Raw genomic sequence first — 23,363 nt, 5'->3', positions numbered from 1 at the left:
CCAGCCATTAATATTGATGATTAGACAATAGAAAACTGAACAACTGTATCATTAAAGTCCTGATCCCCAAGACCGTTCAAATCCTCAAAGCCAAAGGCATTGTCACCCAATAGCCTGGCATGATCATGGCTGTTACCATTAGCCCCAGCATGGCTAAAGAACACCTCTCCCGTCGCTGGGTTACTCCCATCAGCCACCAGAAAGATCCCTAAGAACCCCCCACCGGTAAGACCAGCAGAAAATGTTCTTGCCTGGCCATTCTCTCCAGACAGTTGCACATCGATCTGATTAGCTAAGGCCGCATCCTTATAGCCCGCATCACCAGGACGTAGCATGTTGCCTGTGAGGGCATCACGAATGCTCCCATCGGCAAAGTCAGTTGAGTAAAAACCAACCGTATTCGCCCTGGATGCTTCACGGTACACCGTAAACTCAACATTGACGATACCAGTTTGGCCACTGAGGTCAATGGCGGTGGCATCCCCCACCAAGAGATTTGTGGTCGACGTTTGGGTAAATGTTTCTGCAGTTAATTGAGTACCGTCACCAAAATCGAGGGAGATTTGAGTCTCACTAATCGCCGTGGCTGTGGCCAAACGCGTTACTCCATTGACCACCAACTCAAACTCTAAAAACTGTCCCTCAGTAACCTGGCCGTTATCAATGCTAAAGGTGGGAGCGTAGGAGTCAGGCAGCTGTCCCCCTTCAAGAATGGAGAAGCTGGCAATCTGAGTACGACTGGTCGAGTCAACACTAAAGACGAGAATCTCACCAATCTGATCAATAGTTACCTGGTCTACCAGTAGACGGACCGTATTGGCATCACCTAGACCCGTGATTTCTAGACCAGATACGGGAGTCAGTTTAGCGGGGGATGTGGGATTCGTGGTGCCGTCATTGGTGAGGGTATAGGTCTCATCCGTAGCAGGTTCTTCTGTGGGTAGATTATTGCCTATGGGATCTGTAATGTCTTGATTGGCGGCCAGATCAAGACCAACGGTACCGTTGAAGCTGGCCAAGTCTCCCCCAGAGACAGTGATGTCGTACTCAGTAGGGCTTACGGCCCTCACCTCGGTAACAGTGGCTGTAGTACCGCCTGTGACGCTAAAATCGGCCACATCAATCGCTTGGATACTCTCGTCAAAGGTAATGCGAAAGACTAGACTGTCGGCATCGGTAGTGGTGGTGACCGGAGTTTGCCGAGTAATACTGAGTAGGTTAGGGGCGAGGTCTCGATCAAAGACTGTCAAAGCAGAGTCAGTAATACTGGCGACAAATACCTGATCATCGTCAGGACTGACAGCCACACCAACGGCCCCGGCCAGCTCGTCGGCACCGTTGAGGCCATCTTGGTCCTGAATCACTTGATTAAGGGTCAATCGTCCAACGGCATCACGGTCAAATACGGTGATGGCATTGTCCGCAAAGCTGGTGACAAACACCTGATTGCCGTCGGGACTAACGGTGACGCCGCTAAAGCCGTTAATGGTCGGAATATTTGCAACGCCCGTGCCTGCAAACAGGTCGCTGGCTCCGCCAAACAGCTGAGCCCCTTCGTCGCCATCTTGAATGACTTGGGCAAAGGTTAGGGCTCCCGCTGCATCCCGATCGAATACCGTCAGGGAGGCATCTGTGGCGCTGGCTACATAGACCTGGTTGCCGTCGGGGCTAACGACCACACCTGAGGCTCCAAATAGTGACTGGACGTCGCCGGTACCATCTTTAATCGCTTGCCGAAAGGTCAAATTGCCGGAGGGGTCGCGGTCAAATACAGTGATCGCGCCATCCACATGGCTGGTGACAAACACCTGGGTGCCGTCAGGGCTGACGGCGACGCCTGCAGCGCCCGCTAGCTGATCGGCCCCGCCGAGGCCATCGGTGAAGGTGCGTCGAAAGGTTAAATTGCCAGAGGCATCGCGGTCGAGTACCGTGATGGCGGAGTCTACCAGGCTAACGACAAAGACCTGTTGGCCATCGGGTGTGATCGCAACATCAATCGCCCCATTCAGCTGTTCAATCTCGCCCCGACCATCTCTCAGCAGTTGTTGCTGGGTTAAGGTGCCCGTCTCATCCCGACTAAACACCGTCAAGGAATGATCGCCTACACTGGCGACAAATACCTGGCCACCATCGGGACTCACCGTCACCCCAAATGCCCCCAGCAACTCGTCCACCTCAAAGCTGTCTCGAATCACTTGGTGAAAGGTTAAATTGCCAAATTGATCGCGATTGAATACCGTTAAAGCCGCATCAACAGCACTGGTGACAAACACCTGGGTACCATCGGGGCTCACCGTCACCCCCGACGTGCCAAACAACCGATTGGCAGCCTCACTCCCCCCATCAAGGGTGCCATCTTTAATCTCTTCTTTAAATGTCAGTATCAATGTGGCGGTGTACTGCTCCAGCACAGTGCGTCGAAATGTTTGAGCGGCGACAGGGGGCCATTGGCCATTGCCCACAGCTGTGGCCGCAGCTGTCACAGCTGTACCTGTCAGCGCTGACAGCTCCTCCACAAACTCCATGCCCGCATCACCGGCTGCCACATGACAGGCCAACAACGTTAATTGGGAGGCCTCTGCCGTCCTAAACCAGTTACGTAGATGGTGAGAATACTGTTCTAAATTCCCTAGTTCTAGATGGCCGGAACCCAGCTGCAACTCTCCCGGAGCACCGTGAGCCACTAGGGTCAGCGATGCAGTTGGTCGATGTTGGATCAGCTCACTAATCTGTTCTATGCCATCGCGATCTGGATCGAGAACATGGGCGCTCACTCCCGGTCGTAGACCTGCCAACAACAGGGGCAAATCATTCACACGACTGTCAAAAATGGCAAGGGCTGTTTCGTCAATCTGGACCCGCTGTCCCAGAGGCTGACGAGCATCAGACTTAGCAGTGTGCATAGAAGATGTCATAGGAGCTTTTATAAACTGGTCAGGAATGAGTCTTTTCCTTATCAACATGTCCAGCTGCTTCGATCAGCATCAGTATGCTGATCCAGTTGTCAGGCAAATAACACCAAACGTTTACGCAGCTTTATGAGACTCACAAGGTTTATCGTGTCTGGCACCAGCGTCTGGCACATTGGCTACATTGGCCAACCGGCTGATGGCTAGTCAGAGAGAGTTATTAAAATCTCTTCTTCTCTAGCAGCAGATTTGCCTGCAAGGGAAGTATTGCTCCATAGGGTTGAGTTTATGCACTGAGGACTGAGGACATTGCTATATGATGTAGCCTGACCACCGGTATCCGTTTGTCATGCTTTTAGATAGAGTTTTGCTCGATTTTCATGGTGTCGTAACCACGGCGTTCAATAGCATTTCACTTGGGTCCCAGACTGTCATGGCCACGGCGTTCAATAGCATTTCACTTGGGTCCCAGACTGTCATGGCTACGGCGGAGACAGCGGCAGATTTAGTGCTCGAAAATGAAGCTATTGAGGAAAATCTGCGTCAATTCCTGCTGGTGCTATCGGTTTCCCTGGGGGTAGCTACCCTATCGCGAGTAGTCAGCTGGCTACGCAATATCCCCTATACGCTATTGCTATTGCTGGTGGGTTTAGGCTTGGCTGTCCTGAATGTACGGTTGGTCAACCTTTCACCTGAGCTAATTCTGTTTATATTTTTACCGCCACTGCTGTTTGAGGCGGCCTGGAATATTAAGTGGAAAAACCTAAAGCAGGACTGGGTCCCCATCGTGCTCTACGCCATCATTGGGGTGGTGATTTGTATCGGGGGATTGTTTTGGGGCTTGGCTAATGTGGCTGGGGCTTCGCTAGCCACGGCGTTGTTGGTGGGCGCTAGTCTGTCAGCCACTGACCCGGTTTCGGTGGTGGCTCTATTTCGAGAGCTGGGGGTTAATAAACGACTGACCACGCTGATGGAGGGAGAAAGCCTCTTTAATGATGGGGTGGCGGTGGTTGCCTTTAACCTGCTCCTGGGGATCGCCCTGGGCATTGATCAGTTTGATGTGTCGGTAACCATTGCTCAGTTTTTGGTCTTTACCGGCATTGGTGTGAGTGTTGGTGCCCTGATCGGATTTGGCATTTCCTTTTTGACCCAGCGATTTGATCTGCCTCTAGTGGAGCAATCTTTAACGCTAGTGTCTGCCTATGGCACCTATATCGTGGCGGAGGAACTGGGGGGATCAGGCGTCATTGCGGTGGTGACTACGGCGCTGATTTTAGGCAATTTTGGGTCGCGCATCGGTATGAATCCTCGTACGCGACTAGTGGTATCAGAGTTTTGGGAGTTTCTGGCCTTCTTTGTTAACTCCATTGTGTTTTTGTTGATTGGAGACCAGGTGCAGTTCAGTAGTTTGGGCAACTATGTGGACTCTATTGCGATCGCAATTGCAACCATGCTCCTAGCCCGACTGATCAGTGTCTTTGGCCTGAGCTTCTTTAGCAATATGATCACCCCTGACAACGAAGACATCAGCTGGCAAGGACAAACCGTACTGTGGTGGGGAGGGCTACGGGGGTCCGTATCCGTGGCCCTGGCCCTGAGTGTGCCCGTGGCTCTGGCTGAGCGAGAAGAAATTATCGCCACCGTCTTTGGGGTAATGCTATTTACGTTGCTGGTTCAAGGACTAACCGCCAAGCCCCTGCTAGAGGCCCTCGACCTGCTAGGGGATCAGCCTCTCCGGCAAAAATACATGCAGGGCATTGCCCGACGCGTTGCCCTCAATCGAGTGATTAGCCGGGTTAAAGAACTCATAGAACGTCAGGAAGTCGACACTGAATTTGGCCGTTATCAGTTGGCCCTGGTGGAAGGACAGGTCGAAAAGCTCCAGGAAGAAATGCAGAAAATGCAGTCAAGTAATCCTGAGCTACAAGCATTTGCTGCCGAACAAATCAAGGAAGAACTATTAGCCATTGAGTCCGATACCTATGCAGAATTTATCCGAGCAGGGCAGATTAAGGATGAACTCGCACCCTTATTACAAGATGTCTTGTCATCAGATTAGGAGGAACCCACCCGGTTAAAAGGGCATCTGTAATGATATATAGCAAACGTCCTGATCTATATAGGACGTTTGTAGGTCACGTTGAGGTTGTAACTGAACGCATCCACAGGATATGAATTGTTTTCGCCAATGTGACCAACCCTATATTTAGGCCAAATATCAGAGGCCGTTTATCATTTATGTTGAACTTAATCATTTAATTTATATTGAATCAGGATTACGGGTATTGAACTTTGTATATGGTGCTGGTGTACAAGGTGATGGAAATATCTTGCGAAGTACTCTATTGGGCTATATAAGTGCCTTACACTGTTACCCACTCAGGGTAAGCTTACCGTCGACAAACCGTGCGACCTGAGGGCACAACCCATGGCCAGCCAGTTTATGCAGATATAGGAGTTTTTATGAAAGCGTTTGTAACTGGCAGTACCGGACTGCTCGGTAGCAACCTGACCCAACTATTGTTAAATCAGGGGTTTGAGGTTATTGCGCTAACACGTGAGTTGACCAAAGCCAGCAAGGTATTAGGGGAGCATCCAAACCTAAAGGTGGTCCAGGGCGATATGCAAGAGGTCGGTGGCTTTGCGCAGTATCTGCAGGGCTGTGATGTTTTGTTTCATACAGCGTCATATTTTCGCGAATCATTCGACTATGGCAACCATTGGGAGCAGCTTAAGGCCATTAATGTAGATGCCACGATTCATCTGTTCGAAGCAGCCGAAAAAGCAAGTGTCTCCAAGGTGATCTATGTCAGTAGCGCCTGTGGCTGTGTCGGTATTATCCGTGGCGGAGCCCCCAGTAACGAAGCCACTCCATATCAAGATTTCAACCACAAAAACCCTTATTTTAAGAGTAAATTGATGGCTGAAGAAGCCATTGCTAGTTTTCTCAAAACCCACGAACTACCCGTCGTGCTAATTTTGCCAGCGGGCATGATTGGCCCCAATGATGCGGCTCCCACTGAGATGGGACGCTTTATTTTAAATTTCATGAAAGGTAAGGCTCCATTGATACCCAGTGGTGGTTTTCCCATTGTTGATGCCCGAGATGTGGCCATGTCTATGCTCTCTGCCGTCTACTCGGGGCAAGCCAATGAACGTTATTTGGTAACTGGCGGATACTACTCAGTCGGTGAGATTATGCGCAACATTTCCGAAGCCAGTGGCCAGCCTGTACCCAAGAAAAAACTGCCTCGATTTGCCGTCCGTCTATGGGCCTTTATGCAAAACCTAATCGGACGGATCAAAGGTCAAAAACCCTTTTTACCTGGAGATATGGTGAGGGTGATGTTATCAAGACAATGGTTTGATGCTAGCAAGGCCTCCCAGGGACTCAAAACCTCCTATCGTCCCTTTAAAGACACCGTGAAAGATACGGTGCAATGGTATCAGCAAAATGGATACTTGCGTGATACATAGTACAGAAGCATCGTTTGCAGACAGTCAAAAAAAATGGCTCCACCTTCTACAAGATAGAGCCATTGGAAACTTTCGAGGAATCCAAATTACAAGTTATAGGTGAGCACAACCTTCAACCCAATTCAGCTCACACTAAAAGCGTTTTAGGACGTTTCTGCATTACTTAAGGTTTACGGCTTTTCGAATGATCTCAACAGCAGCATCCACAGCAGGCATCGTTAGCGTATCGTCTAAAGCCATTGGAGATTCTTGTTGCTGACAGGGGAAGTTAAGGTTTAAGGCTCTTCGAATGATCTGCTCAGGCTCATAGATATTGGCCGAAGGGCATATTCTTTTGGGCCAATATCTACGAGCCTGAGATTGCGGAGCAGGGGAAGATTGAGGAAATTTTCGTAGTACCTCTGATACATCCATGCTGTCCAGCAATGCCGTAATGGCATCACTGTTGAGCAAGCCTTCATCTAACTTTTGATAAGATGATACAGGCGTTGATTTATCGCTACTTGACGCACCTCGCATGATTTGGAACGAATGAGTATAGCCGACAAGATTCCGACCTGCTTGAGTTTGATAGCCTCGATAATAGGGAACGATATCAGTTTGAAAGACTTCTAAGTATTCGTCACTGTCAATGTAAGAATCAATCTCTGCATCAAATCCCTCGTCTGCTAAGCGAGCGACGTGTTCCGAGACTTCTGCATAGCTTTCAGGTGCACGACCCAGTAAATGCTTGAAGTTGAGTTCAACCGCACGTAGGTTTGAATTCTTCTCAAATACTAAAGCTCGGTAACGCTCTGACTTAGCTAATTGACGAATAAACTCCATGACGGTGATTTGGCCACTCCGGAGTTTTGATTCTGCTTCTAAAAACCGCTCACTTTCCATGAGATGGGCATTACCAAATACTTGCTTGTAAGCAGTTGAAATGACCAAGTCTGCCTGCTCAACATTAAAGGCATTCTCAATATTGAAACTTTTGAGCATCTTTATTAATCCTTAAATTTTGTAACTCCCCTTACATAGAGAGGTCAAATCTGAATTTGTTCGGATGGTTCAGCATGGAAAAGCCTGGGGTTATTAGGACTACCAGGATCAAACTAATCAGATTTGTACTGAAGAAACTGTACTCTATATTGCTACCAACTATCAAACGCCAGCAAAGAGATAAGCATTTTACTTAACTAAAAATAATTGACATTATATTGACATTATTACTTTATGAATAGTGTCACTAAGTGCTCACCCTCACTGACAAATACAAACGAAAACTCACCTACCCCCAAAGAGCAAACGCCAATACCGCCTCGTTCATCACTCAGTCGGGTCTTACGCTAACTGTCGTTTAATCAGTTCGGCAAAAACACCGGGCTGCTTGGCCAACTCATCAAAGCTACCGACCTGCACCACCCGTCCAGCCTTAATCACATAAATCCGATCAGCATTCCGAATCGTACTCAATCGGTGAGCCACCACCACACGGGTAACATTCAGCTGATCAAGACTCTCACTCACAATCGCCTGAGTCTTATTATCCAAAGCACTGGTTGCCTCATCCAACAACAACAATTTTGGATTTAGCGCCAAAGCCCTCGCGATAATCAACCGCTGCCGCTGCCCCCCAGATAGATTACCGCCCCCCTCACTCACCACCGTATGTAGCTGCATCGGAAAATTACGCACATCATCCGCAAACCCAGCCATCTCAGCCGCTCGCCAAGCATCATCCTGGGTAATCAATGCCCCACCTGAGATATTCTCAAAAATCGATCCAGCGCTGATATGACCATTCTGCAAAACCACCCCCAGCTGTCGCCGCACAGCGGTCAAATTCAAGCCAGCCATATCCCGACCATCAAAGTACACAGTACCTGATTGAGGTTTCTCAAAGCCCAATAATAGCCGTAACACCGTTGACTTACCCGAGCCAGACGGACCCACTAAAGCAATAAACTCTCCAGGCTTAGCCTCTACCTTGACATCATTGAGAATTAGCGGCCCGTCATCTCGATAACGAAACGTTACATGATCCATGCAAAAGGCTCCCGATAATGCCCCCGGATCATTTTTTTCAGTGGTGACCTCAGGAGACGCTTCGAGGATAGGTTGCGATCGCATCCACAATGGAATCACATCCATCACATCGATCATCGTCAAACTCAGATTGGTGATACCGCTAATGAATATGGCAAAGGCCGCATTAAATGCCAGAAATCGCCCCGTCGATAGTTCAAATGGTCCCACCAGCGTACTGGCCACCCAAAACAGAGCAATCGTCGTCACGGTGGGAATAACCGTATTAAACACATTGACTGAGTCTTCCAATCGCTGGGTACTTAGTTCTATCTCCAACAGTCGACGATACTTATTACCCCATTGAGCAAACGCCCGCGACTCCGCTCCAGCAATCCGCAGCTTTGAGACCCCATTGATCAGCTGTACCATCAGACCATATAGTTCTCCTCGAATCTCCAGCATAGGCCGCTGTTTCTTGAGTAAAAATGCCCCAGAAGTCACAGTAACAACCATGATCAACAGCGCCACTGCCAGCGCCAGTGCAGCCAACTTCCCACTGTAATAAAACAACAACCCCAAATTCAGTAGCGCAAACGTTCCTGACAAAATCGCATCCAAGGCCGAACCACTAAGCAACCGCCGAATCGACGTAATGCTTGACACCCGCGATAGCAAATCGCCTGTGGCATAGTCCCTAAAAAACGACGTCTGGAGCTTTAACAAGCGATCCCACACGGCCGCCTGCAATGCCACATCAGACCCTGTTTCTAAGCGCATGGTGGTAATCGCCTGCACGAGCTGAAAACTAGCCCGACCAATGGCCACCGCCACTAACGCCAAACCAATTTGGAATAGCAACCCTTCACTACCAAACGGAATCGCATCGTCCACCAGCACTGCCGTCATCTGGGGCAACACCATGCCCAGCAGGGTCACAACAACACCTGCCAAACCTACTATCATTAAGTCTCTCTGACGGCCTTGAAACGCAAACTTCAGTAAATCCCAGGCCGTCAAATGCCCCTCAGGCAAAGGGCGATAAAACATAAACGCCACCGGTTCCACCGTTCTCGCCACGGTCTCATTGACAGCCACTCGCTTACCACTCGCCTCTAGTAGCTCATAGTGAGTCTGCCGCACTGGTATCAACGCCACCGGACGACGTCCATCTTGAGTGTAAGCCACCAACGGTCCCGCATCCTGCCGCCACCAGCGACCCCGCAACAGCACCTGCCGCATGCGTAGCTGAGACGCTCTGGCAATGGCTTCCAAGGGCTCTTTCACCTGCTGGGCCTGCTCAGACTCCGCCGACGGTTCAATCTTCAAGCCTAAGGCATGGCCCACAGCCCCCGCCACTCTCAACAGCGGCGTGTCCGCTAACAAATAATCCCCCGAACTAGGCTGTAGTACCGAAACCAACCCCTGTAGCGTCGTTTGAGTGACATCCTGGTTCAACTGCTGCCGAGCTGTAAACTGTTGTTCCCCCCGTTGGCGATCAGTTTCCCAACCCTCGTTGATCACCTCCAATGCATATTGGTGAAACAGGTTTAACCCCCGCATAAATTCCTTATAGGAACTCTTTGAACAAAGTTGGTCAGCTGAGACAACCTCTAATTCCACTGGCTGATCTGGAGCCTGTAACCAAGTCGTCCGTGAAATTGGAAATAAGGGAGACGAAGGATCCAGCACAAACTGCTCCACATCCAACCAATAAGCTTGGTTCGTTGTTGGCTTTACCCACATCATTGCGGCCTTGGGACTATATCCTCCAGTCGGTTCAAGACTTACCGTCCCAACAATCTCAGACACCTCTGCAATCGACCTCCCAGGAAATCCCTTCACCTGAGTCAGACCCCCCACCCATCGCTCAACCTGCCTCAGCAACGGTATCGTCACATGGCCACAAATCCCCCCATCTCCATTAGCATCTGCGTCCCTAGCAATAGGTTCGATCTCACTCGCCTCAAACCCCACCGCCACTAAGGCTAGATCACACGACCGCGCTTCAGTCTCAATGATCAAATCCCCGACATCTACCGTCCACAGGTAGCGACGTTCACCCACAGGTTCGCCATTCTTCCAACCCACAGCAAATATGCCCAGGCGACCAGACTTTACTCGCCAAAGTCCGGAAGACAGCAAAGGAAAAACATCATTACTGTTAATAGAATAAATGTCAGACGTATTAGACGTACTTTGTGAATCTGCAAGAACCATGGGATTTAATAAGGTGTCTAAGAAGAAAAAGGTGTTTAAGTTAAATCCTCTCTGGAGAAAGGTGACTAAAAGGATGGGGAGTATCGAGAGTTAGCAACAATGGCTAACCCACCCCGGAGCCCCTCCCAGGAGGGGATAAAGCATCGGTTTTTGCCTTGAGTATTGCATTATTTTTCCAATCCTCCCCAAAATCCTCTCACTAGACAGCCGCCAATGCCGTCCCCGAACTCCGAATCAAATCCCCATAATGACCTTCCTTTTGCCAAAGCTCATCATGGTTCCCCCTTTGCACCACCTTTCCTCGATCCAACACAATAATCTCATCCGCATCCCGAATCGTACTCAATCGATGGGCAACAATAATGCACGTACAGCCACGTCGTCGTAGATTCTGATCAATCATCTTCTCAGTCTCCGTATCCAGCGCGCTTGTCGCTTCATCCATAATCAAAATCGATGGATTACTCACCAATGCCCGTGCAATCTCCAGCCGCTGCCGTTGACCACCACTAAGGTTCTGTCCCCCTTCTAACAATTTGGCATCATACCCATAGGGCATTGCCAAAATCACGTCTTCAATCGCCGCATCTCGACAAGCCTGCTTTAAGTCTTGATCAGATACCGTATCATCCCAAAGTGTGAGATTATCCCGCACGCTACCGGCAAACAACAAAATATCCTGCTCCACCATAGCAATGGAGTTTGTTAATGTCGCTTGAGAAATCTCTTGTCGGGGTCGGCCATCAAAGCAAACGTCACCACTTCTCGGCTGATAAAGCCCAGCAATCACCCGAGCTAGCGTAGATTTACCCGAGCCGCTACCGCCAACTAAGGCAACTCGCTGCCCTGGCTTAATCGTCAGATTGAAGTCATCAATTAAAGGGGGATCCAATGGGCTATAGCCAAAGGAAAGATTTTGAATCTCCACCGCCCCTGAAAGACGATGATTATTGACCGCTTCCTCTGCTTCGGAGACATTGTGCTTACAGTGCTGACAAAAAGCGATATCTGTCTCATTTTCCAGGACATCATCCAAACGGTCGAGATTGCCCTGCAGTGTTTGTAATGTCCCGGCAAATTGCACTAGGGCATTCACCGGTCCCTGGAAGCTTTGCATCAATAGTTGAAAAGCTACCAACATACCGACAGTGAGACTGCCGTGGATAATCCGCCAACCGCCAATGATCAGCAAGGATAGCGCAGCTAATGTAGACAGTAGCGAGGGTAGTAAACCAATCACCCGGTTGGCTAATCCCAGGTTCTGCTGAGCATTGACCGCCTTGGTGTGATAACCAGCCCAGCGAGCAAAAAAGTCAGACTCTAGCCCTCCTGCCTTGAGGGTTTCCATTCCTTGCAACCCGGCTACAGCAATACCTGAGGCTTTACCGTATTCTTGCACCAGTCGTAGGTTGGCATCCTTACGCTGGCGGGATACCCACTGTAAAACGCCGACATTAATGATGGCAAAGGAGATGACGATAATGGTGAGGGGGATATCATACTGGAGCATTGCGATCGCATAAAACACGATCATCACCGAGCTAATAATCGTCGTCGTCAGTCGCCCCGACAGCACCGTCGCCACACTGTCATTCAGACTAATCCGACCGCTGATCTCCCCCGCAAATCGCTGGGCATAGAACCCCACCGGCAGCTGCAGCACATGCCACACAAAGCGGCTGGCCATACCCACCGCCAGCTTAATCTTGAGTGCCCGCAAAAAGCGCAGCTGCAGCGTGGTCAACAGGGCCTGGACTATTACTATCAGGGCAATCCCTACCAGCACATAGGGCAACCAGTCCAGACGCTTGGCCAACAGAATATTGTCAATATAGATGCGACTAAACGCAGGCAGCGCCAGCCTGGGCAATACCAGCAAAAAACCTGCCAACGTGCAATAGAGTAGCGCCCCCGTCGAACCTGCCAGTCGCCGTACCAGGGAGCCGATCACGTTGGGTTTCAGCCCCCCCGGCTCGAATGCCTCAGTGGGGGTAAATGTCAGGGCGATCCCCGTATAACCTTCATCAAATTCTTGCCGGGTGACTCGACGCGGACCCGTCGCTGGATCATTAAGCCGGACATGGTTAGCCTCAAATCCATCTACCACCAAAAAGTGGTTGAAATGCCAGAATACGATGAACGGTGGCTTGAGCTGTTCTAAACTATCCAGACTTTTCTTAAAGCCCTTCGCCTCTAGTCCATAGGTCCGTGCCGCCTTAAGTACGTTCGCTGCCGTCACCCCGTCCCGCGACACACCACAGGCATGGCGCAACTCGGCCAATGGCACATAGCGCCCGTAGTAGCCCAACACCATACTGAGGGCAGCAGCACCACATTCCACCGCTTCCATCTGCAAGACTGTTGGCGAATTAATCCGACGCGCCATCCAAATACTCCTCTAATAGAAAGCTTATAAGTGAATACTCAACCCCAGTTTTAGCAACTCAATCACCATTGGAGCAGCATCTGAACAAGCATCTGATTAAATAATTAGAAAACGTTGAGAAGTCAATACTTCTTAACTTGGGACGCCGAAGCTACCGACCACTCAATGCGTCCATATTCATAAAGCTAAATAGCTTGTAGAGAATGCGAGCGCTGACATTGCCGTCCCACTCGTGGTTGCCCGTCTCACAGATGTCACAACCAATAATATGTCGACCGCTGCGCACCACTTCACGCCATAGGCAATAGACTTCCTCAAGATTTAGACCCCCTGGTACAGGAGTCCCCGTATGGGGACATAGCTTTGGATCCAGTCCATCCACATCACAGCTGATATAAACATGCTCGGGCAAGTTACTGACAATGGCCTGGCACTGCTGCAGCCAACTCTGGCCAGCATAGGCTGCCTGTCTGAGCTGAGTATCCAGATAGAGCACAATCCGACCACCGGACTGCTGGATAAACGCCATTTCACCATGGGAAATATCCCGAATGCCCACCTGCACCAGCTTTGAAATTTGGGGTAGCTGCATCGCATTAAACATAATGGAGGCATGGGACTCCTGAAATCCTTCATAGGCATTGCGCAGATCACCATGGGCATCCAAATGGAGGATACCAAAACTGAGATATTCCTGAGCCAGGGCTTCTAACCCTCCCAAGGGGACACTATGGTCACCACCCATGATGATGATCTTTTTTTGCTGTGTTAGGGCTGCTTGAGTCTGCTCGCTAACCCAACGGCTCATGGTGCGACAGCCCTGGTTTACGCGCTCCAGGGCTGTGGCCAAGTCAGGGTTATCCTTAGCCGTAATGCCTTGCTCGGCCTCGCGGATAATTGCGATCGCATCCGGTCGTAACCGTCGATTCTCAGCCAGCAACCACTCAGGAATCGGCAGCATGTAGATCCCCTGTCGCCATGCCTCTGGATTATCAAAATCGTAAAAATCAAGCTGGGGCGACGCCCGCAAAATGGCCGCTGGCCCTTGACAGGTTCCATCCTGATAGGACGTCGTCACATCCCAAGGCACCCCAATCACCACCGTACTGGCATGGGTATAGTCATGGGGAAACCCAAATAAGTTGCCATTGACTTCACCCACTCCCCCCGGATCAAAGTTGACAATTTTATCTAAAACACTTTGATCCGACTCAGAAGAGATATTTCCAGACTGAGACTGTTTACCCATACTATTCCCCAAGCATGGTGCTAATAAATGTGGGCAGACAAAACGCCGCCCCGTGAATATTACTGTTGTAATACTGTAGATTAAATTCCTTAGAAATCTGCTGGGACCGCTGTTGATCTAAATCTGTCACAGGATGTTTGCCTCCCTTTGTGCAGTAGGTAAAGCTCCACATACCAGTAGGATAGGTGGGAATAAAAGCTAAATAACAAAACACACTCTTAGGATCAAAAATCTCCTTGAGACAGTGATTTAGTTCCACAAATGCCTTCTGGTTAAAGTGAGGCGACTCACTTTGGGCCGTCATCACCCCTCCTGGCCGCAGGCAACGATATACATCCTGATAAAATTCTTTCGAGAATAACCCCTCAGCAGGCCCTACTGGATCAGATGAATCCACAACAATCATATCAAAGTGATTCTCAGGCGACTGCTTCACATATTCAATACCGTCATCGATAATCAATTTAAGTTTAGGATGATCAAAGGCCGAGGATAAACTAGGCAAAAATTCTTTAGATGCCCTCACAACAGCCTCATCAATTTCTACCATGGTGACGCGCTCAACATGAGCATGCCGCAAAATCTCACGAATGCTACCACCATCACCACCGCCAATCACCAAAACATTCTTCACATGTGGCTCTATCACCATCGGCACATGAATAATCATTTCATGATAGGCCTTCTCATCCTTTTCACTACACATGACCATCTTGTCAACGGCCAATAGCTTGCCATATTCAAATGTGTCAAACACCTCAACAGTCTGATAGGGAGACTTCTCTCGAAATAAGCAGTCCCCCTTATGCCGAATCGACAAGGCCATATTTTCGTTGCGATCCGTAAACCAAACGCTGCGACTATATTTGGGGACTATTAGCTGCTGCGTAGCTTCATTACGGAGTTCTCCCAATTCAATACTAGCTTTTTCTAAAAGATCCAGTTGGCCTCGATTAATCTCCACAGCTGAGCCATGTTCAGCCTGAAACGCTTGCTTGAGAATTTTATAAGACGTCCACGGATTGACCGAATCACCGCAGGTAAATAGATCTACCGCAGCATAGCGATATTCTGGCCAGGTATGAATTGCCAGGTGGCTTTCCTGAATAACCACGACCCCTGATACACCAAAGGGTGAGAAATGATGAAATACAGAACTGATAATGGTAGCCCCTGACTCTTTAGCCGCATTGACCATGCTGGATTCTATACATGGCACATCATTAAGTATTTCTGAAGAACAGCCGTGGAATTCAACTAAAATATGGCGACCAAGAGATTTCATGAACGTAAAACCCGATACAACCTATCTAAAAGTTACCCTCAGGAGAATCGAACAGTCTCGATGCCAACGATGAACCCAGAGCAAAGACGAACCAGAAAGTAAAGAGATAAAGACCAATAGCAGACTGTTCAAGTAACTTAGCTCAATCAGTTTATAACTAAATGGATAAACTTGAACAAGTCTAGTTGTTATAACAATTCTCTATAAAAAAATAATAGATGGCCTGTAGCTCGACGAAAGCGCACAGTGCCCTTCAACCAACACTACTTCTCAATATGCCAGTGCTTATCTTGAATCAGAAGTTGAGCCGCTGCCTCCCTGGGCAACGGTTTAGCAAAGAAGTACCCCTGGGCATATTGACACTCCAGTTGTTTTAGCAGACGTGCTTGAGCCATCGTTTCTACGCCTTCAGCAATAATATCTAACTTGAGACGATGACCTAAGGAAACAATGGTGCCAACAATATCTGCATTTTCACTAATAATTTCCATCCGATCAACAAATGACTTGTCGATTTTCAGGGAGTCAATCGGTAGCCGATGGAGATAACTCAAGGATGAATAACCCGTTCCAAAATCGTCAAGACTAATGTGTAATCCCCTATTCTTCAACTTGAGGAGCTGTAGGATAGCTGAGTCGACATCCTCCATAGCCACACTTTCTGTCAGTTCTAATTTGAGACCACGGGGATCAATTTGATGCTCCTGAACAACCGACGCAATCGTCGTTGCAAGATCTTGTTGCACAAACTGACGACTGGAGAGATTGACGCCAATAAATAGAGGGTTGACCTTGGGGAATAGCTGTTGCCACTGTCGAATTTGACGACAGGCTTCATCTAGAATCCAGTCTCCCATGGTTAAAATGATCCCTGTATCTTCGGCAATACCAATAAAGTCATTGGGGGGAACTGTCCCCCGTTCAGGGTGTTGCCAACGGATTAAGGCTTCAAACCCGGCAATTTCGCCAGAGACCAAATCTATAATGGGTTGATAGTACAGCTGAAACTGCTCACCTTCGCCAGCACGACGCAGTTCCATTTCCAACTGAAACTGAGAAACCGAGTGGGTCCGCATGTCCTCATTAAAGACTTCATGGCGATCACGACCCAGGTTTTTAGCTTTGCCAAGGGCTCGGTGGGCATCTTGCAAAAGTTCATGGGCCCGATAGCCCTGTCCCTTTTGATGCAGTGCGATCCCAATACTGATAGTAGTACTCACAGCCTGACCATCAATATGAATCGAACTCATCAGACTTTTTTGCAGGCGATCAGTCATCGCTATGGCTGCTTGGGTATGGGCTATTGCTGGCAAGATCACAGCAAATTGATCGCCTCCAACCCTTGCCACTGAAGCCCCAGGCATTTGTTGAACAATCCGTTCTGCAACGATCTGTAATAACCGATCGGCTACATTGACCCCTAGACTTTCGTTGACTGATTTGAATAAATCCAAATCGATCAGCAGCAAAGCTACCATCGGTTCTGGGGTATTGCGCTGATTTAGATAATGCTGTAGCCGTTTCAGACTGGAAATTCGATTGGGAAGGCTGGTGAGGGGATCGTAAAAGGTGCGATAGAAAACCTGATAGGTAATGGTGCTACTAACCACCATGGCAAAGCCTAAAACCGCTGGGACAATAGGAATCCAGCCTCCATAGAGAAATACCAACCAGCCAGTACTGACCAGAATGATCAGTGCGATCGCACCGGTCAACGTTAATAATACAAATCGCTGAATATGCCAGACTAATACCCCGCCAATTAGACACCAAAACCCAATCCACACCATTTCCTGCCATTGGTTCCAGGTCCAAATCAGAGCGTGATTTCCCTCCACCACCGACAAAATTTGGCTAACAGCATGGGCATGTAAAATCACACCAGGGGTCGTAGCCTTAGACTTAGATTGAGTATTGAGCGATGTAAAAAAGGTGTCCTTAATGCTGGGAGCGACGGTCCCAACCAAAACCACCTTATGTTTAAACCAATCGGGGTCGACCTCATCGTTTAACACACTCATTAAAGAGACTTGGCGAATGGCATCATTTTGGGTCTGATATTTAAACATGACCTGATAACCACCCGTATCCTCATTCTGATATCCCCCGGTATTGGGTTTCAGCGTAGGAAACAATGTGCCTGCAATTGTCAGACCATCCAAACTCTTCTCAAAAATATCTGGACCATAGCGCTGTCTTAAAACATGTAGACTGAGCCGCAATCCCAGAGAGTAAAATTCATCAGGTTTAATCGATGCAAACATAAAGTTGCGTCGGATCACCCCGTCAGTATCTGCAACAAAATCTGCAAACCCTGTCCGGTCGTGCTCCATACCTTGAGGTGCAGGATTACTCCGGGCCGGATTCAGACCCACATCATAAACACCATAGACATTCTCCCTGGTCAGCTGACTGACCAGACGTTCACGCCCAGGAGGATGATCAATATCCCGATATATATCTAACCCAATTGCTGCCGGTTGATAGGTCTGTAGATGCTCTAAAAGTTCCGCTACCGTATTATCACTTAATGGCCAATGATTATGGTGACGAATATCCGCCTCAGTAATTCCCACAACAATGACTTCAGGCAACTCTACATCCGTTGCATAATGGCGAACTCGACTATCAAATGTTTTTAGCTCTAACCCCTGTAATCCTCCTAACTGACGGATTCCAATCACAAAAAGGGCCACGCCACAGGCAATTAATACATACCCATATTGCTGCAGCTGTCGCCATAGCAACAGCTGAAATGAACGAAAACTACGTCGGTAAAGTCTACCAAAGCGCAATAGGACCACCTAAGAGTAGGGAATCAAGTAAATTGGATTCAAAATAACGGACAACCAGGCAATAGATGCGCTTACCAAGGATGCCCAATCATCGTGAAACCAGACCAATAAGCAGGATGACTAAAATCCCAACTACCACTGACCTCTAAGTCAGGTAAATGTCCAATTATACGCTCCCCATCTCCGTATACGGTACCGTCTGTAACGCCTATTTTGCCTTGCAGCATAGCGATTTGAGCCTGACGCAATGCCGCACTCCGGGTTAACGGTGGCTCAAGGGCACGATAAAATTCTGACATTAGCCCCAGGGTACCTTCATCGCTAATGGACCACAGACTAGCCAAAACGGTTTGCACGCCGACATTTACCGCTAATCCGGCAAATCCAAATTCAGCCGATAGATCGCCAAGGGCTGTAGCACAGGCACTCAAAATCAAGAAATCGATTTCATCAAGCGGTAATTTTTGCAACTGATTGAGCTTTACCGTTTGATCCCAAAGCTGAACATAGGAATTATCTAAGTTACCCGGTTGAAATACAGCATGGGTAGCGAGATGAACATTCGTGAATTTACCTTGGGCTAAACGATGTTCTAGCGCGGCTAAGGTTGCTTCCTGGTCTAAGTACTGTTCATCGCTCTGACTTTGGCTGGCTAGTTCCAGTTCTAAAGGAACAGCGGCTAGATCAGCCTGCTCTGCAAAATTGGCAATTCCCATAGCCAGGGTCGCCTCAGCACCCGATGATATCTCCAGAGCCGGTGGTGTGCTTAGGGCGGTCAAACCGACACTAGGCAACAATCCAATGCTATAGTCCTCGATTAAAAAATGCTGTCCATCATGGAGTGCCGCCATCGGCAAAGACCGTAGCCCTGCATCCAAAATAAAGCCAATATGGTCGATGTTGGCCATTTCCAAATCGTCTAACATCGGTCGAATCAACCAATCAAACAGTTGCTGTGCTGCGGGTAAATATTGAGCAGACCGCAATACTGGATTGGTAATGGTTTGGTGAAAGGTCTCTACGACAGCTTGCACGTCTGCTGCCTTAACCGCAACGGGGTGATATACCGGTGGTCCCTCACCACTCACCAACACAAGTTCTATATGGGTATCTTTGAGCCGGATATACATCAGGGCTGGCGCAATACCTTGATTCACACTCACTTGTTTTAAAGCCTGCTGAGTGGTCTGCAACGATGGAGCTGCAGGCATGGGTAAATTTAGGGCTTTGACAAAGTCGGTCGAGAATGAATTTTCTATTTGGGCCCAGATCAGCTCGCCGTTGCTAATGGCACTTTCGCGTTCTCTCTCGGTGTTAGTCTTCGTCTCATTTTGTCTGTTATTTAGAGCATCAAGAATCTCAATTTCAGATGGGTTTAGACTGTCTGAGAATAGCTGTTCTAACGATGGATTTTCTGACAAGGAATCGTTTGATGATGGAGATTTCGATCCCTGAGGAGTTGGGAGATGATTAGGCTGAGCGTCTGGTGTGGAAACGGGAGGTTCAACTAGAGGAGAGGATACTGGGGGAAGCTCAAATAGATTATTGAGTTTGATGGTACTCAAATTAATCATTTGGGTAACCGTTTGCGGAGCCGTCAAGGTATCTACCCCTGTGGTGATATTCCCCGATGTTCCATGGATATCACTATTACCCAAATTAAACGGAGTCGTTGGGTCCAGGTTATAGGTTAAACGAATGGCTCCATCTCCTGTAGTCAACAGACTAATGGGAGCATTCCTATCAGGAATACGCTTCAACACTCGCAATGCCTGTTGCGTAGTTAGGTCAATATCTCCCCCTTGCCCCTCCCCCTCAACATTAATAAAGTCAATAACAATGTTGTCCGCCGCCGTAAGCTGGACATCACCTCCCTGGGTTGATGCCAAATCAGGGCTAACGGTTGTAGACGTGATTTGTTGACTCAAGATGGCCCCTTGGGTCGCATTTAGAGAGATGGCCCCACCGTTGCCTGTATTGCTACTATCGGCTCTCGTATCGGCAGCAATGGCAGCTGTTGTAATATTACCTACTCTACTAGTCAGGGCAACAGCCCCGGCATCACCTGAGTTATTGGTGGTTGCACTTGCTGATGAAATGACATCACCGATCGTAATACTGTCTGTCGTCGTGAGCGTGATATCTCCTCCAGCTCCAGTATTATTATTACCTGAGGCGCTCGCGTCTAAAAGACCAGTGGATATGGTCCCCGTCTGCCCATTGAGGGTAATGGCACCAGCACTACCATTGTTACTCAGGCCAGCAGTGGCAGTTGTAATATCTCCAACAGTAATAGCGTCAGCTACCGACAAAACAACCATGCCGCCGTTGCCATTGTTATTGAGAACGCCGCGAGCTGTAGCGGTCAGATTGCCACCATTGATGCTTCCTTGGGTAGCCGTCAACCGAATCTCACCAGCCCCCTCAGAATTGTCAATCGCTGAAAATATGCTGGTATCTAGGTCACCAGCGATAATGTCAGCTGCTTTAATCACCAGATCTTGCCCCGGTGCCGCTATCCGATTGCCAGGGGCCATGGTGAAACTACCATTGCCGTCTCCATCTCCATCGGCCAAAAAGCTAATACTACCTATTCCCTGGGTAAAGGTTAACGCACCATCGCTGAGGGGGGCGATGGTAATGTCATCGTCTGCTTGGAAGATTAAATTGACATTGCCGATGATGGAGGATTCTAAGGTATCTTCATACAGAACGTCGGGCTCGCTGGTGTCAGTACCGTTGGGATTGCTACCGGCTCGGATCTCCAGATTCTCTGGATCCAGCAGGAGGGTGCCTGGGGGACCGTGCGATCGCAGATCCACTCGCCCGCCAAAGTCAAGCTGTTCCTTACCCGATATCTCAACTTTGCCACCAGCTGTCACCCCTTGAGCACTGATTGAGCCTCTAAATCGAGTAATTTCATCGGACCAAATAACTACCTGCCCCCCCCTCTCGCCATCGGCAATAATGGTGGTAGCAGCATCAATAAAGGTGGATTGAGCAGTGGGTATGACGCCACTCCCCTGATAGTCACCACCGATTAAAATTTGCCCACCGTCAGTCGCACGTAGCGTGGCTCCCATCGTGGCAACATGATCGCCTAAAACCCGAATACGATTGGTTGCCACCAGTTCACCATCGACTAACGCAGTGCCAAGGGGCAGCTCTGGTAGTGATGATCCGCTCAGATAAAGCGATCCATTCTTAGCGATTTCTATCGTGGCTGCATGCTCAGTGCCAGCAGACGTCAGCCACGGTGGCAATGTCTGTACAGTCTGTACGGGAGAAAACTGAAATCTCCCTTCGGTAAGGTGAACATCACTGTGGGCACCAACAGCAGCGATGTTAATGACCCCACCCTTTAAAGTTCCATGATTAACAACAGTATGACCAATTAGAGATAAAGCATGATGCTCCTCAACTTGAAGATCGCCCAAGTTGACAATGGTACCAGGGTGGTCAGGATTGAAATGCAGTTGCAGAATATTACCCTGCACGCCATGGGGGTGACCCATTAAAGCAAAATTACCTTGGCTAAAGTCCAACCGATCAGCCGTTAAAACGGCAAAATCACCCGCCAAGTTAATCGATGAATCAGGTCCAAATAAAACTCCAGCTGGATTCATCAAGTACAGACTAGCTGGAGCACCCTCTACCTCAACCAGTCCATTGATATGGGAGGGTAGGCCATTAGTGATCCGGCCAAAAACAGTGTTTATACCAGGAGCTACCTGGAATCCAGCGATATGACCACGGTCTAAATCAAACTGCTCAAAACTATGGAATAGCAACGTAGCATCGTCTGCAGTAGTCCCTCCAACAATGTCAAACCGATTGCCTTGTTGAACAACCTGGGTTTGGATAGAGTCTGGGGCCGAAATAACTTGGCCATGAGCCCATTGATGAATCGCAGCCCAAAGGGTTGTAGTGGTTATCCCAACAGCACATATCTTTTGAAAGCGACTGCGCCATAACACTTGCAAGCTGTCCATGACAATTGCTACTGCTCCGGTGACTGGGACGCGCCATAACAGTTTCGCTCCTGTCGCGACTCTCTAATCAGGTTCGACCACGGTTATGGGTAACGTAATATCCACAGAGTCAGCATCTACAGATAAAGGAACGATTTGATCAAGTCTTGCTGATGCCATCAGCGTCTCCCACTGGCTTAATACATCCTGATTGTGGGGCTGACGTTGAAGTTCCTCAACTAATAATCCTAATCGATCGTACCAGAGGTCTATACTCCCTGAACCAGTACCGCCAGGGTTAGATACATCAACGCGATCAACCCATCCTTCTACTGAAATATTTTCCGAGGGATTGTTGGAATTACAGATAATTGAAGCAGTCCAACGATAACGCTGAGCGACTTCTAGTTTAGGCGCATTGGTCATAGTACCTAGGTCCAACCCCATTAAGTCAGCCGTAGGTTCTACTGTAACGCTAGTCTGATAAATAATCTTGTCTTGAGCATTAAACAAACGAAACTCTAGCTGTTTAGCCGTCGTCACTTTCGGCACGCTGAGCCACAGTGTTGGCTCTGCCACCGCCGTTGTACCCAAATTAGTTTCAGGAACAATAGCCACTAGCGGATTAGCATTTTGAGCACAGGCAGATGTGGGTAGCCGAGACGCACCGCTGATGCGTCTACCCGGCAACCCCTGGCGTACCTGATCGTCTTCAGCTTGAGCTAATGTAGGAGAGAAACATAGTGCCCCTAGTGCAATTACTAGCCCTAGGGCAGTGCATCGGCAAAACCGCTTGGGAAACTCCAAGGGAGTTTGCGCAAATAAAACATTAAAAAGTGTCATATGAGATAGTGAATCTGACGTCCTGTTGGTAAATGGCATATGCATCGTTAGTCTTCTATGAGACTTTAGATTAGAGATCCCCCATAGGAGACATACTGCCCAATAAAGCGTATAAAACTGGACGCAGATAGAAAAACAAAGTTACATTCACATTCTATCGATGAAGTCAGAATTTTAAGTCGTTGCTGAGGTAGAGAATAGTCTTAATCTGTTCTGTT

The 23,363-nt window shown here is 48.7% G+C and carries 11 protein-coding genes; 2 read left to right on the top strand and 9 right to left on the bottom strand.

The annotated features are described in order from the left end of the window. Positions 1–20: 20 nt before the first annotated feature. Positions 21–2,915, bottom strand: coding sequence for a DUF4347 domain-containing protein (locus IXB50_RS03210; protein WP_215607494.1), 2,895 nt, complete (start codon positions 2,913–2,915; stop codon positions 21–23). A gap of 472 nt (positions 2,916–3,387) precedes the next feature. Between IXB50_RS03210 and IXB50_RS03205 the strand changes: the two genes are divergently transcribed. Further along, positions 3,388–4,968, top strand: coding sequence for a cation:proton antiporter (locus tag IXB50_RS03205; protein WP_215607616.1), 1,581 nt, complete (start codon positions 3,388–3,390; stop codon positions 4,966–4,968). A 404-nt stretch (positions 4,969–5,372) separates the two neighbouring features. Continuing rightward, on the top strand, positions 5,373–6,386 hold the full coding sequence (locus tag IXB50_RS03200) for an SDR family NAD(P)-dependent oxidoreductase (RefSeq protein WP_215607493.1): 1,014 nt from the start codon (positions 5,373–5,375) through the stop codon (positions 6,384–6,386). A 159-nt stretch (positions 6,387–6,545) separates the two neighbouring features. On the opposite strand, the gene IXB50_RS03195 is transcribed toward IXB50_RS03200, so the two are convergent. From IXB50_RS03195 to IXB50_RS03160, 8 genes are all read right to left on the bottom strand, one after another. Continuing rightward, complete coding sequence (locus tag IXB50_RS03195; protein WP_215607492.1) at positions 6,546–7,370, bottom strand: phycobilisome rod-core linker polypeptide; 825 nt, start codon at positions 7,368–7,370, stop codon at positions 6,546–6,548. Positions 7,371–7,712: 342 nt separating this feature from the next. Then, positions 7,713–10,616, bottom strand: coding sequence for an NHLP bacteriocin export ABC transporter permease/ATPase subunit (locus IXB50_RS03190; protein WP_215607491.1), 2,904 nt, complete (start codon positions 10,614–10,616; stop codon positions 7,713–7,715). A 199-nt stretch (positions 10,617–10,815) separates the two neighbouring features. Then, positions 10,816–13,002, bottom strand: coding sequence for an NHLP family bacteriocin export ABC transporter peptidase/permease/ATPase subunit (locus IXB50_RS03185; protein WP_215607490.1), 2,187 nt, complete (start codon positions 13,000–13,002; stop codon positions 10,816–10,818). A gap of 151 nt (positions 13,003–13,153) precedes the next feature. Beyond that, positions 13,154–14,251, bottom strand: a complete 1,098-nt coding sequence (locus IXB50_RS03180) for an agmatinase family protein (RefSeq protein WP_215607489.1) — start codon at positions 14,249–14,251, stop codon at positions 13,154–13,156. A gap of 1 nt (position 14,252) precedes the next feature. Then, on the bottom strand, positions 14,253–15,536 hold the full coding sequence (gene speE, locus IXB50_RS03175; protein WP_215607488.1) for a polyamine aminopropyltransferase: 1,284 nt from the start codon (positions 15,534–15,536) through the stop codon (positions 14,253–14,255). 263 nt (positions 15,537–15,799) lie between these two features. Further along, positions 15,800–18,340: an EAL domain-containing protein gene (locus IXB50_RS03170; protein WP_215607487.1), complete on the bottom strand. Its 2,541-nt coding sequence runs from the start codon at positions 18,338–18,340 to the stop codon at positions 15,800–15,802. 62 nt (positions 18,341–18,402) lie between these two features. Continuing rightward, positions 18,403–22,323, bottom strand: a complete 3,921-nt coding sequence (locus tag IXB50_RS03165) for a CHAT domain-containing protein (protein ID WP_215607486.1) — start codon at positions 22,321–22,323, stop codon at positions 18,403–18,405. 63 nt (positions 22,324–22,386) lie between these two features. Next, complete coding sequence (locus tag IXB50_RS03160) at positions 22,387–23,145, bottom strand: DUF928 domain-containing protein (protein WP_215607485.1); 759 nt, start codon at positions 23,143–23,145, stop codon at positions 22,387–22,389. Positions 23,146–23,363 lie beyond the last annotated feature (218 nt).

Origin of the sequence: Leptothoe spongobia TAU-MAC 1115, assembly GCF_018739885.1 — a bacterium.
GTDB classification, from domain to species: Bacteria; Cyanobacteriota; Cyanobacteriia; order Phormidesmidales; family Phormidesmidaceae; genus Leptothoe; species Leptothoe spongobia.
Note: the sequence above shows the minus strand (reverse complement) of the source record. Positions and strands in the feature narration are given on the sequence as shown.